The 13,170-nt window shown below is 36.8% G+C and carries 10 protein-coding genes; 4 read left to right on the plus strand and 6 right to left on the minus strand.

What is annotated here, in order from left to right; genetic code table 11:
- Positions 1 to 595 precede the first annotated feature (595 nt).
- From BK574_RS27725 to BK574_RS23495, 3 genes are read right to left on the minus strand one after another with little or no spacing between them, the layout of a single operon-like run.
- Entirely contained in the window at positions 596 to 760 is a 165-nt protein-coding gene (locus BK574_RS27725; RefSeq protein WP_158211735.1) for a hypothetical protein, read from the minus strand.
- Positions 757 to 3,738: a DEAD/DEAH box helicase gene (locus tag BK574_RS23490; protein ID WP_218970616.1), complete on the minus strand. Its 2,982-nt coding sequence runs from the start codon at positions 3,736 to 3,738 to the stop codon at positions 757 to 759. Before BK574_RS23490 ends, BK574_RS27725 begins: the two co-directional genes overlap by 4 nt.
- Entirely contained in the window at positions 3,731 to 4,999 is a 1,269-nt protein-coding gene (locus BK574_RS23495) for a hypothetical protein (protein WP_078430304.1), read from the minus strand. Before BK574_RS23495 ends, BK574_RS23490 begins: the two co-directional genes overlap by 8 nt.
- Positions 5,000 to 5,177: 178 nt before the next feature.
- Here BK574_RS23495 and BK574_RS23500 point away from each other — a divergent pair, with 178 nt between their 5' ends.
- Both BK574_RS23500 and BK574_RS23505 read left to right on the plus strand, forming a co-directional pair.
- Positions 5,178 to 5,480 (plus strand): hypothetical protein, encoded by a 303-nt coding sequence (locus tag BK574_RS23500; protein ID WP_075385878.1) that lies wholly within the window; start codon positions 5,178 to 5,180, stop codon positions 5,478 to 5,480.
- Positions 5,481 to 5,752: 272 nt separating this feature from the next.
- A complete protein-coding gene (locus BK574_RS23505) occupies positions 5,753 to 6,835 on the plus strand; it encodes an NAD(P)H-dependent flavin oxidoreductase (protein ID WP_078430305.1) in 1,083 nt (360 codons plus the stop codon).
- A gap of 247 nt (positions 6,836 to 7,082) precedes the next feature.
- Here BK574_RS23505 and BK574_RS23510 read toward each other — a convergent pair whose 3' ends face one another.
- Both BK574_RS23510 and BK574_RS23515 read right to left on the minus strand, forming a co-directional pair.
- Positions 7,083 to 7,388, minus strand: coding sequence for an AzlD domain-containing protein (locus tag BK574_RS23510; protein WP_078430306.1), 306 nt, complete (start codon positions 7,386 to 7,388; stop codon positions 7,083 to 7,085).
- Positions 7,389 to 7,402: 14 nt separating this feature from the next.
- Positions 7,403 to 8,104 (minus strand): AzlC family ABC transporter permease, encoded by a 702-nt coding sequence (locus tag BK574_RS23515; protein ID WP_078430307.1) that lies wholly within the window; start codon positions 8,102 to 8,104, stop codon positions 7,403 to 7,405.
- Positions 8,105 to 8,195: 91 nt separating this feature from the next.
- On the opposite strand from BK574_RS23515, the gene BK574_RS23520 reads away from it, so the two are divergent.
- Positions 8,196 to 8,756: a helix-turn-helix domain-containing protein gene (locus BK574_RS23520; RefSeq protein ID WP_078430308.1), complete on the plus strand. Its 561-nt coding sequence runs from the start codon at positions 8,196 to 8,198 to the stop codon at positions 8,754 to 8,756.
- Positions 8,757 to 8,988: 232 nt separating this feature from the next.
- Positions 8,989 to 12,045: an efflux RND transporter permease subunit gene (locus tag BK574_RS23525; protein ID WP_078430309.1), complete on the plus strand. Its 3,057-nt coding sequence runs from the start codon at positions 8,989 to 8,991 to the stop codon at positions 12,043 to 12,045.
- A 436-nt stretch (positions 12,046 to 12,481) separates the two neighbouring features.
- Here the strand turns inward: BK574_RS23525 and BK574_RS23530 are convergent, their stop codons facing one another.
- Positions 12,482 to 13,087, minus strand: coding sequence for a hypothetical protein (locus BK574_RS23530; protein ID WP_078430310.1), 606 nt, complete (start codon positions 13,085 to 13,087; stop codon positions 12,482 to 12,484).
- Between the last annotated feature and the right edge of the window lie 83 nt (positions 13,088 to 13,170).

Genomic DNA, 13,170 nt, shown 5'->3' on the forward strand with positions numbered 1-13,170 from the left:
AAAAACAATGGAAAGACGTCTCTAAGTTTTGCCACTTAGAATGTGTATTCGTTGACCCACTGAATAGCTAGAGGTACAACAAATATTAAATGTTGTACCTCTTTTCGGTTTTATTGCAATCCTGTTGTGGAAAAATCAGGAGACAGCCGTAACGAAAGAAGAGGATAAGTGTCCATAAGAGGAAAAATCAAGAGACAGCCGTAACGAAAGAGGAGGATTAGTGCCCGTAAGAGGAAAAATCAGGAGAATACGGTAACGAAAGAGGAGGATTAGTGCCCGCAAGAGGAAAATTCAGGAGAATACGGTAACGAAAGAGGAGGATTAGTGCCCGTAAGAGGGGAAATCAGGAAAATACGGTAACGAAAGAAGAGGATTAGTGCCCGCAAGAGGAAAATTCAGGAGAATACGGTAACGAAAGAGGAGGATTAGTGCCCGTAGGAGGAAAAAATTAGGAGAACTCGGTAACGAAAGAGGCAGATTAATCCCCATAAAACAAGTAGGTGAATGAGGTCTCAAAAAAGAAAGATTAAAAAAACGCGAAAAATGAGAAGAGTTCCCATTTCACGCGCTTTAAATAGCCTTTTGATCAAAATTACTATTTCGGTCCCCACTCTTTTTGGGCAGCGTTTTGAATAGATTCCAACAATAATTTCCACTCTTTTCCAAGTTCTTCATAGTTAGTTATATTAGCTTCTTTTTCGGGCAAAATTCCTTTTCCCTTCCAGTATTCGGCACAATGTTTCGGAACTACTCGTTTCATGATGACGCGTCACTCCACTCGAGTAAAGATTTTAGTTCATCCGTTGATAACTCAGAGACACTTTTTTCATCTGAAGATAATATGTCGTCTGAAAGAGACTGCTTTTTCATGAGTAGCCGATCAATTTTTTCTTCGATTGTACCTTTAGCAACTAGTTTATAAACGGTTACTTTTTCAGTTTGACCAATTCGGTACGCTCGATCAGTCGCTTGATTTTCAACGGCTGGATTCCACCACCGATCATAATGGATGACATGATTAGCAGCTGTTAAATTTAAACCAACTCCACCTGCTCTTAAGGATAAAATGAAAATAGGAGTTTTTTTGTCTTGTTTAAACGTCGTAATCAGTTCTTCCCGCTCATGTCGCGCTAATCCTCCATGTAGGAAAGGTACTTCCACATTAAACTGTTCTCTAAGGCCCAGTTGTAATAACTCTCCCATTTCTCGATATTGCGTAAAAATTAACAGTTTTTCTTCATTGTCAATAATTTGCTCGACGAGTGTAAATAGTAAATCCCATTTTTCAGAACGATGCTGGAGACGACCGCGATCTTTTAAAAATTGCGATGGGTGGTTACAAATTTGTTTAAGTCTCGTAATACTACTTAAGATGGTTGCTCTTCTTTCGATTGAATTTTTTTCATCAATGGTTGTTAGTAGCTCATTGACGACCGCCTGGTATAGTGAAGCTTGTTCAGCGGTTAAGCCGACAATATAGGTTTGCTCGGTTTTATCTGGTAATTGAAGCTCTAATGCTTCGTCAGATTTTTTTCGTCTTAACAGGAAAGGCGATATTAATAGTTGTAATTGATGTAGCTTCTTTTCATTTGGTTGACCGCCTTCAATTGCTTTTACAAAAGCTCGTTGAAATTGTTGGAAGCTGCCTAAATACCGATCATTTAACATATCCATAATTGACCAAAGCTCTTTCAGACGATTTTCAATAGGTGTCCCTGTTAAAGCGATGCGATGGAAAGCGTTAAACATTTTAATTGCTTTTCGTTGTTTTGTTTCCACATTTTTGATTTGCTGTGCTTCATCAAGAATGAGTCCGTTCCAAACTGTGTTCGAAAAAATGCTTTCATCACGAAAAGCGAGTGTATAAGAAGTAATAACAATATCATAGTCCGTTTGATTACCTTCTTGTTCGGTTAAGCGCTCAACACCATGGTGGATAAATATTGAAAGGCCAGGAGCGAACCGGTGCAATTCTTCTTCCCAATTTCCGATGAGTGATGTAGGACAAATAATGAGAAATGGTGCTGTTTGATCTTTTACTTGGTTTTCAATAACTTCTAACATGTAGGCAATTGTTTGAATAGATTTTCCTAACCCCATATCATCAGCTAAACAAGCTCCGAATCCAACTTTACGCATATGTAACAACCATGACATCCCTTCCACTTGATAAGGTCTAAGCTCTCCTTTTAATGAAGAGGGTGGTGTAATGGTAGGTACTTTTTTATTAAGCGTAGCATCAACGGCACTTGAAAGTTTATCGTCCCATTGGATTGATATATCGAACCCATCATTTTCTTCTGCATCGGCTATCAGGTACGTTTTCCATGTGTCGAGAAGCGATGGTTGATTATCTTTTTGTCGGTTTAAATATTGATTTAAATGCTTTGCTTCAATCGGGTCCCAATATAACCATTTCCCATTCCATTTAATAAAGGGTGTTTTCATTTCAACTAGCTTTTTAAATTGTTCTTCGCTTAACTTTTCACCATCAAGGACAATTTCATAATTAAATTCGCTAATGTTTTGCCAATTGAACGTCGATTCGCTTTCGCTCGTAAATTCACTAGGCTTATCAGCAACTTGAATAGTAGTTTGAAAATGATTGGGCCGTTTTTTTAGCCAATTTGGAACAACAACACCTATTCCTAAACGTCGTAGTTGATCGTATTGCTCAGTAAGCAGTTCGTAAACGACTTCTTTTGATACCAGTGAAGTAGGGTGTGTTATCGATAACGCAGAAAGTTCAGGAATGATTTGAATAATTTCTGCTATATCTTCTTTTAAACGAGTAATCGGGTTCGTTCTCCACGGGTGATGTCCGCTATGTAGTTCTTCAAGTGCAACGATCAAAGAAGGATCTTTACGATCTTGTAGGAAAAGTAAAATTTTCCAACTCTCTTCATCTTGTGCAGGTTCTTCAATAGCGATTGTCGTCTGAAAAGGTACGGTTGGGATCGCTCCAAGTTCTTCGAGAAATGTTTTGTCATTTGTTTCTTGGTTATCGACATCATTTAATAAATATTGTTTTGATACATGAAGTTCAGTAAATGCTTTTTGAACATATGGATTTTCTGCAATCAAGTAACGAATAAAGTGACTACAAATTTCATTTGTTATTTCTTTGTAGGAATAATTCTCACGTTGTTTATCAAGAAGATGAGCATGAACTCCCGATTCCATTAAAGAAAACGAAACAGTCGGTAAGGCATCCTCCCAGTCATCCCAATTCCATTTCGCAATTTCCCATGCTCCGGAAGGTGTTAACAAAAGATTACCGTTGATAATTTCAGATTGAATGTTTGTAAAAGTCGTCAACCAAAAGGTAAAGTCATACGCTAATGTTATTTTAGGTCGTTGTTCCCATGTTTTCATGCTTTCCACAGCTTTAGGTAAGTCTTTTTTGTGAATGATAATGCCTTCTAGCGGGAACACAAATTCAGTCGATGTGGTCGTTGCTTGATAGACGAGAGTATCGCCTACTTCGCTATAAAACATTCGATCTTCTACAGGAGCGATTAAGGAAGCTTTTTTTGTAGGAATGAATGTTCCATAAAATGAAGCCGCGTCATCTTGAAAAAGAGTTAACTTTAATTCAAAAGGTGAATAAAGAAATGGGTATTGAAAGTTTAAATAATCTTTATACTTCTTATGTTGTTTTTGTTCACCCCATATAAAAAAGTAGTCTCCTAACCAGCCACCATGAATGAGGACGTTGTTTGGATTATAATTACTCATCAATCGTTTTCATCTCCTGAATTAATGCACGGTAAGTTTTATAGGTTTGCTTAAAAATAGCAGTATATTCATGAAATCGCTCAGTTTGGTTGAGCGTTTCATATAATCGTTTCAATTTTTTCATATATTGAACAGCGTCTGAATAATGTGACCGGGTTTTTTTCTCCACTAAGCGAACGATAAATTGATGGTAGATCGGTATTGTTCTTTCAGGGAGGTGCTTTTCTAGCTTTTCTAACAATTGCTGCTTTTCTACACTTAGTTGAAAGGGATTGTGCTCTTGGTTTAAAAAGTAATAAATAGCCTCATCCCATTTCTTTTCGTATAAAATAATTTCAATAAAGAGCTTTTGAATTGTTGGATAAGATAGTTGATTATTGAAACTCTCTTTAACTTTTTCAAAAAGTAATTCTCTTTCATTGTTTTCTACGGAACTAGATAACTCCATATAAGATTGAAGTGTAGGATAATTGATCCATTTTGTTAACCGGTCCGTAAAGTGAAATGAGCTTTTGTTATGTTTTATTAATTTAGTGTAGAAAGGCTGAAGATTGCCAATCGAATGATTCCAACTCGCTGTAAAAAGTTCGAACCACCTTTGCATCGTATCCCATTCACGACGGGTGTTTAACAACGAAAAATGGTGATACAAATCGTTTGCAGTTAATCTTTGTTTATAAAGTTTTAAATAAGTAAGAGACCCGACACCGTCCTGACAAATTAGGGCTAATAAGCTTGTTATAATGGTAAGCTGAAACGGGCCATTCTGTTCTTGGTGCATCTTTTGAAAATATTGATAATAAGGTTTAACCCATGGCTCATGCTCATTTTTGACCAACCATTTAGGGAGGAGGTTATACCATACGGTTTCTCCTAAATCCAAATATCGAATAAACAAAAGAACAAGTACTTCTGTAATGGCTTGCTTTTCTTCCATTTTTAAATTAGAAAAATGATTATCTAATAACCCAATAATTCTGTCACCGAGAATGGTTAAGAAAAGGTGAAACCTTCGTTCAAAAGAAGTGTAAGTCGTAAATTTCACACTAAGTGATAATAGACCGTTCATGATCATGAACGCTTGGTCAACAATTGACAATGGATCTAACTGTTTATGGAGTTTATCCATAGTTTCTTCTACAAGTTCTGAAATTTGAACATCCTTTAAATAAGTAGAAGACGTTATTTTTTTATACAGCTCAAGAATATGTCCTTCAAGGTCGTTTATTTCATCATGGTCGTATTGTTTTAAGTTCAGCATTACTACTATCAATCCTTTACTTCAACTATTTCATAGGATGGTCAAAATCGCTTTATTATACAATAGTAACAAAAAAGCTTGTAAGATACCTAAAATTTAAGGAGGAAATACGAAAAGCATAAAGAATGAAAGAGATATAAATAATCTTTAGACGAATAGAAAAAGGAGTGGGTATGAAATGAGTATTCGTAGTAAACTGCATATTGAACAATTACTACAGTCGTTTAGTAAATGGTCCGAATATGATGCTGTTCACTTAAAATATTATTTTATCTTCGATGATAAGGAGCGCGGTGGAATTATTACATTAATGAACAAAGATGGTCGGTGGTCTATTCATGGAAAGGGCGAAAGTTATTGTGATCATGAGGAAACTTTACTACAAATAGACGACGTAAAAAAGCTAATATGGAATCATCGTGCAGCGGTAAACCGAGCAATCAAAGCAATACATGGGGACAAACAATTAATTGTAAGCTGAACTACTGTTCATTCAATTCGATAAAAAAGCGAACTCGTTCCAGCAAGCTGGACCATCGGGGAATCAGATGGATTCTCGATCCCACCTGATTAGACATCCCACCTACGTTAAGAGGGGGGACCTTTACCCTAAAAGACGAAACAATAAAAAAAAGGTAGAAGGATATGGCAGGTTATTCCTTCTATCTTTTTTTGGCACTTATACAACCTTCATTCTAAGTTATGAAAACAATTCATTTTCTCAGTTTTATATTAAATTAGGAGGAAAATAAAATGTGGTATGAGACAAAGTTAACCAAATTACTAAAAATAAAACGACCAATTATTCAAGCGGGGATGGCAGGAGGACCGACAACGCCTGAGTTAATCGCAACGGTTTCAAATTGTGGGGGTCTAGGAACATTAGGGGCAGGCTATATGGGGCCTGAAGAAATAAAAGGAGCGATCCAAAGAATTAAACAATTAACGGATCAACCGTATGCCGTAAATTTATTTATTCCAGAGACTACGACGATAGAAGAAAGTAAAATTATAAAAATGACGGATACTTTAAAAGGATTTTATGAAAAGCTTGGGATAGAACAGCTATCGTTACAAGATGAATGGGGACCTAACTTTGAAAAACAAATCGAAGTGATTATTGAAGAAAGTGTGCCTGTTTTTTCATTTACATTTGGAATACTCGAAACAGAATGGATAAATAGGTTGAGGGCTAATGGAACAATTGTAATTGGCACAGCAACAACAGTTGAAGAAGCTTTGCAACTTGAAAAAATGAATGTCGATGCGATTGTAGCGCAAGGAAGTGAAGCAGGTGGACATCGTGGGACTTTTTCAGGTGCTGCTGAAGATGCGATGATTGGGACGATGGCGCTCGTTCCACAAATGGTTGATGCTGTACATATTCCAGTGATAGCTGCAGGTGGAATTATGGACGGAAGAGGCTTAATTGCAAGTATTTCACTTGGTGCAAGTGCTGTTCAAATGGGAACGGCTTTCTTACCGACGCTTGAGAGTGGAGCCAATCCGCTTTATAAAAAAGCAATAATTCAAGCAACGGAAGCAGCGACAACCGTAACGACCAAATTTTCAGGAAAAGCTGCAAGAGGACTTAAAAATGAATTTATTGATCGTTTAAAGGATGTACCTGTTAGTGAAGTTCCAATTTATCCAGTGCAAAATGCATTAACTCAACCCTTACGTAAAGAAGCAGCGAAGCAAGAAAAGTCAGAATGGATGTCGATGTGGGCAGGACAAGGATTGCGTCTAACTGAAGGTATCGGGGCTAAACAAATCATTGATCGGATAATGGAAGAAGCGAATGCCACATTACTTCGTTTAACCAAAAAGGGCTGACAAATAAATTCATCAACCTAGAGGGTAAGCGCTATTCTTTTATCCCGCAACAACTGACAGTGATACCCCCGCTTCAAGACTTCGAGGAATTAAAGAAGGATAAGTGGGGGATAAACTGCCAGTAAGTGCTTAATGAACACAGACGTTGCCACGTCCTGTGGCAACGTCTGTGTGACCCACATCGTGTGGGCCGCAACTAACCATCAGTGGGGGAAGAGGAAAACCTCTCACTGATGGAAGTTTCACTTTATAAAAAAAAGGAAATGATTGATAAAATTCCAATACTACTGAGGACTACAACAATCAAACTTGCACCGAAATAGGCAATAATGGCAGCTGTAATTCCGCCAATAATCCCAAACATGACGTTCTCATGTACGGTTAAGATGCCAGGGAAGATTAATGCACCAAGAGCTGCATACGGTACATTTCTTAAAATGGCTTGCATTTTTGGTGGAATTTTTTTAGCGTCCCAAAATACAAGCGGTAACATTCTAGGGATGTAAGTTACAATTGCCATTCCAGCAATAATGAGGAGAATGCTCGTATCCATTATGTTTTACACTCCTATGCAGTTTTTTTGTCAATGAGTTCAATGACGATACAAGAGGTTAATGTCGCACAAATGATCGCCCATCCACTTGGAATAAATTGAGATAGTATCATATTTAGTACAGCGGCAAACACAGCTAATGATACTACTTTTCGATGTTTTTTCAATGAAGGCATAAGCAAGGCGATAAACATGGCATATAAAGCAATGGCCATACTTTGTTGTAATGTTTCGGGGAGGATTGAACCTGCTAGAAACCCTAACCCTGAATTGATAACCCAGCTGCCGTAAGCCATAGAAGCAACACCTACGATAAAGCCTGTCTTAATCGTACCTTCCTGTGTTGATGTTACTGCGAATACTTCATCGGTGATTCCGAATGAATAAAGAGCCTTCTTTATCGGATGCTCGTCTTCTACTTTTTCACTAACAGCAGCACTCATAAGTAAATGACGAATGTTGACAATAAAAGTAGTAAAAATAATTTCAAAAGCACCCGTACCGATTGCAAGTAAATTGAGTGCCATATATTGAGATGCACCAGCAAAAACAAACATGCTCATCGCGACCGTCTCGACAAAGCCTAATCCTGTAGCTTTCGCTAAAAGGCCAAAGGTAATCGCTGCAGGTGTATAACCGATCGCAATACCGACACCAACCATCACCCCTTTTGTGAAAGGTTGATTCGCACGGTTAGCGCTCGTTAAAGTTGCCATTCTATTCCCTCGCTTCTAGAATAATAGATTGTATGTTATGATATACTGAATTGTAAATCATAATATACATGTTTTCAAGGAGAATTCTTCTATGAGTAAATTGAATTTAAATGAAATTATTGGTAAGAGACTTAAACAAATTCGTGCAGAACGAGGACTAAGTTTAGATAAGTTAGCTCAAATAACCGAAGTTAGTAAACCAATGCTTGGACAAATTGAACGAGGGGAATCAAATCCAACGGTCAGTACATTATGGAAAATTGCTAACGGTTTGAAAGTCCCTTTTACCACATTTATTGAAGAAGAAACCCCTTTTATTCAAATTGTAAGTCGTCAAGAAGTTGAACCGCTGATCGAAGAAAAAGGCGTAGTTCAAGTTTATCCGTTGTTTCCGAAAGAATACCAAAAGCCATTTGAAATCTTTTCTCTCATTCTTCAACCTGGATGTCACCATGAGTCGGATCCTCATGCGTATGGTGTCGAAGAATATATATTAGTTGAAAAAGGAAAAATGGAAATTGGAGTGGTTGAAGAAAAATTTTCCATTTGTACTGGGGAAGGGATCCGTTTTTCAGCTCACTACAAGCATCGTTACATTAATAAAGGTGTAGAAGATGCCATTGCAACGATGATAATTTTTTACGCAATCTAATAAATAAATAAATAAATGAAGATGACTTATCCGTTTTCAGCACTTCATTTTAGGGGGAATTACAGAAGTTGTTCAGGTGAAAACAACTATTCTTTTCTCTTGAATGATGATGTGAGCATAGGCTAAGTCATTTTTTTTGTTTTCTTAAGTAAAAATAGTTGTAATATAATTATACATATCGTATAACAAATGTATAGGTTTTGTTGTTTGTTTTGAGAGGGGCGAAAAAGCGATGTTTGATTGGCTAATTAAAAAGTCAAAAATTACCCTTATGTTATTATTTTTCCTAATGCTTATTGGGTTGATTACGTTTTATCAATTACCGCAGAGAGAAATTCCAGAAATTTCATTACCGATAGCTACAGTGTCAACCGTTTTTCCAGGAGCTAATCCTGAAACGGTAGAGCGATTTATTACGGTTCCTATTGAGGAAGAGATAGAAAGAGTGGAGGGGATAAGTGCTTATTCATCATTTTCTGCATCGAGTGTATCAACGATTGTTTTGGAGCTTGAAGAAGGTGTTGACCAAGAAAATGTTTTAACTAAAGTTACTCAGTCCATGTTAAATATTTCTTTTCCAGAAGGGACCTTACCTCCAACTATTAGTGATGATCGGGCATTAGGTGCACTGTCATCTTACCATTTTGTAACCGAAGAAAGTTATGAAGAACTTTATTATTTACAGCCACTTATTACTGAATGGCAAAGGGTTATTGAAAGTATCTCAGGGGTAAAAGCAACGATCGTAAAAGGAATTCCAAATCAGGAATTGCTTTTAAAACTTGATCAAGATGTAATGAATCAATTGGAGATTTACTTACCTAGTGTAATAGATGCACTTGAAGGTGAGTTTGACCAAGTACCGTTAGGAAAACAAGAAATAAATGGCCGTCTGAACCAACTAACATTACCTGTCGTAACAAACATTGATCAACTTGGGGAACTCGTTGTTGGGTTTTCGAATGGAGAACCTGTTCAATTAAATGAGATAGGAGAAGTTGAAATTCGATACGAACAGCCGACCGATATTATTACGTATGAAGGAAAGTTTACAGTATCATTTACGATCATTCCTGAAAGCGGAATCGATGTACCTTCGCTTCACCGTAATGTAGATGAAAAAATGAAAGAACTAAGTCAAGCACTACCAGCTACCATTGAGTTGGACTTATTCTATACTCAAAATAGTATTGTTACAGAGATTTTTAGTGATTTAGCGGTTTCTTTTATCATCGCTGTTATTGTGGTCATTATCGTAACATTATTAGGACTAAATTTTATTTCAGCAATTATCGTTGCACTAGCGATTCCTACTTCGATATTGCTTGGGCTTATTCCGCTCCCTTATTTAGGGGTGGATTTAAACCAAATTTCCATTATTGGCTTCATTATTGCTATAGGGATATTAGTTGACGATGCGATAGTCGTTAACGATAATATTGAACGTAGATACAAACTAGGTGACTCAGCACTAGAAGGTGCTTTAATTGGAACGAGAGAAGTTAGAGTTTCAATTATTACTTCAACATTAGCGATCGTATTTACCTTTTTACCACTTGTGTTTATATCAGGTAGCGGTGGAGATTTCATTCGAGCGCTTCCAAGTGTTTTAATTACAACGATTATTGCATCGACGATTATTTCGTTAACGCTAGTACCCATTTTTCAAATTTGGCGTCACAAAAAAAGAAAAGCGCCTAGAAAGTTTGATAACGGTTTACTTGGAACCCCAATTGATAAACTAGCTAATTGGTATGCGGATAAAATTTTGGGGAGAATTGTTTTAAAGCCATGGCGGATTGGAATCTTTGGGCTTGCGCTATGTACTGTTGTATACGGTTTGGTCCCATTTATTCCTGTTGTCTTTTTCCCAAGTGCAGATCGACAAGAAGTTACTGTCGATGTGACTGCACCTATTGAAATGACTATTGAACAAACCGATGATCTATTAGTAACCATTGAGGAAAGTATGAGAGCGGACGAGGCCATCCTTGAAGTTTCTCGGTTTACAGGAGGAGGTTTACCACCTCTATTCGGATCAGTTCTTTCAGGTGCAGGTGAGAACACAGGACAATTACTCGTACGGGTTGACAAAGATATTCAATCAGCAGAAGAAACGATCAGTAAATGGAGTGATATTTTACAAGAAGAGTTTCCTTCCCTTGAAACGAAGTTAACAACCATTGAAGCAGGACCACCCGTTGGTGCACCAATAGCTATTAAAGTTTCAGGAAAAGAAATGCAAACGATTCTCGATATTGTAGAAGATTTGAAGAATTCCATTTTAACTATGGAAGAAACGCGTACAGTTGTAGACGATGTTGGCGATCCTTGGCCTACTATTTTATTTGAACCAGACCGTGAAAAAATGAACGAACATGGAATTACGATGAGGGACATTAGTCAACAAATTCGTCTAGTAACAGAAGGTATACCAGTAGGGCAATTTGATGATGGCTTCAATTATTATGATATGAGGTTAGTTATTCAAGGAGACGGTTCTACTGATGAATTAGATTTATCGCAATTTGAAATTTCAGGGAGAGGTGAGGAAGGTTCATCAACTTTATTAAATGACCTATTAGTTGAAAAACGGACAGAAAATATTCAAAGAATTCCGCATGAAAATGGTATTCGTACGGTAACTTTACGTGTTTATCCGCGAGAAGATAAGAAAACAATGTTAGAAACAAATATTAATGATTATATTCAAGGGTATTCGTACAATGAAGAATATTCGATCACTATAGGTGGAGAAACAGAAGCAAGAAGTGACTTCTTTATTGAAGTAGGTAAACTGTTTATCATTGTTATCTTTCTTATTTACATTGTGATGGCTGTCCAATTTTATTCTTTATCTACGCCTATACTTGTAATGAGTACAGTATATTTAGCGATCTCAGGTGCAGTAATCGGTCTTTTTATTACTCAGACAGGGTTAGGGTTTATGGCGATGATGGGTGTAGTATCATTAGCTGGGATTGTTGTTCGAAATTCGGTGGTACTTATTGAATTTATTGAGCAACGAATGCGGGAAGGGTATTCACTCACAAGAGCAGTTATAGAAGCAGGTAGAGCGAGGTTACGTCCGATAATCTTAACAGCACTCACGGCTATTGCTGCACTGATTCCAATTGCGTTAAGTGGGGATGTATTATTTACACCGTTAGCGATTTCCATTATGTCAGGTATTTTCTTTTCAACATTTTTTACGCTTATATTAGTACCAGCACTCTATACAGCCATAAGTAAGAGAAAAAAGGATAAAATGGATAAGGTTAATATGTAGGAAATATCTAAAAAGACGCAAGCCACACGGTTTTGCGTCTTTTCTAGGTCTTGTATAGTGGTAAATATTAATCTTGAAACTTGTCTTATTCAAACAAACAATTAACAAAGACACCATTTCTATTTTATAGAGACTAACTAAGAAGTTCCTACTTTTTTTCAATCAGGGGTATATGTATTAACATGGTGGATGGAACTGTGTTATTCATAAAAGTTTAGGCTGACTCACAAGTTTCATGTTTCCTCATTACAAGAGAGTGCTACCATTGATGGGAACGGCTAATAGTGTCTAAGAGGTGTTTGATACATGAAATAGAGTCAGCCTAACTTTTGACCATTAAAATTAGAGTGTATGGTGAGCGTTGGTGAAAAAGCTTAGAAGTGAAAAGGAACGCAGTTTATCATAATTGTTGTATTAGCTTTATTCATTTTACATATTATAAAAGTTGAGATACTTCTTCCTTGCGATTAAGTAATTTCCTTAAGCGTTTTTTGTGCACTCTTATTTTTTGTTCATCGTTTTCTTGAATAGCTTCATGTAATTCCATCAGTTCATAATCAATCTCCATATTGGTAATATTATAAACTGTCTGGGGTTCCAAATTATGACCATACTCTCTGTATTCTACAATCGAACCATTCCTATTCATAATAATTTTTTCACTCCCATCAATTTCGATAATAGACTGAATACTCCCCGTTTTGTAATTTGTGATGTAATGGGGACCGCCAGTACCCGTGAACTTTTTTACTACACCATTCCCGTTAAACCGAGAAATAATGACTTCTAGGGCTTCAACAATAATCTCATCGTTAACTGTGAGGTGTTCAATATCTAAAGTTAAAAATTCATTATTTCGGAAGAATGGTATTTCGTAAAGTGTTTCATGGTTGTCGATAATAAGTAAGATCGAGTCGTCTTCATACCGCCAAAAGAGTGAGAAATCTTCATTCATCATTTTTTTAATAAACTGATGGAGTGCATGCTTGGACAGTTCCACATGGAGGTTGTTAAATTCTGCTTCGTAGTAATAATAAGACATGGGCCACACTCCTTTATCACTGTCATGACTGAGTTTTCTAGAGGTTGCTACTATACTATGAACAACAAAAAAGAAAAAGAAGT

Source organism: Alkalihalobacterium alkalinitrilicum, from assembly GCF_002019605.1.
In the GTDB taxonomy this organism is placed as follows: Bacteria; Bacillota; Bacilli; order Bacillales; family Bacillaceae_F; genus Alkalihalobacterium; species Alkalihalobacterium alkalinitrilicum.

Bases quoted from the DNA above. Each gene is read 5' to 3' on its own strand.
- BK574_RS27725 (WP_158211735.1), bottom strand. From the start codon at position 760: ATGAAACGAGTAGTTCCGAAACATTGTGCCGAATACTGGAAGGGAAAA.
- BK574_RS23490 (WP_218970616.1), bottom strand. From the start codon at position 3,738: ATGAGTAATTATAATCCAAACAACGTCCTCATTCATGGTGGCTGGTTA.
- BK574_RS23495 (WP_078430304.1), bottom strand. From the start codon at position 4,999: ATGCTGAACTTAAAACAATACGACCATGATGAAATAAACGACCTTGAA.
- BK574_RS23500 (WP_075385878.1), top strand. From the start codon at position 5,178: ATGAGTATTCGTAGTAAACTGCATATTGAACAATTACTACAGTCGTTT.
- BK574_RS23505 (WP_078430305.1), top strand. From the start codon at position 5,753: ATGTGGTATGAGACAAAGTTAACCAAATTACTAAAAATAAAACGACCA.
- BK574_RS23510 (WP_078430306.1), bottom strand. From the start codon at position 7,388: ATGGATACGAGCATTCTCCTCATTATTGCTGGAATGGCAATTGTAACT.
- BK574_RS23515 (WP_078430307.1), bottom strand. From the start codon at position 8,104: ATGGCAACTTTAACGAGCGCTAACCGTGCGAATCAACCTTTCACAAAA.
- BK574_RS23520 (WP_078430308.1), top strand. From the start codon at position 8,196: ATGAGTAAATTGAATTTAAATGAAATTATTGGTAAGAGACTTAAACAA.
- BK574_RS23525 (WP_078430309.1), top strand. From the start codon at position 8,989: ATGTTTGATTGGCTAATTAAAAAGTCAAAAATTACCCTTATGTTATTA.
- BK574_RS23530 (WP_078430310.1), bottom strand. From the start codon at position 13,087: ATGTCTTATTATTACTACGAAGCAGAATTTAACAACCTCCATGTGGAA.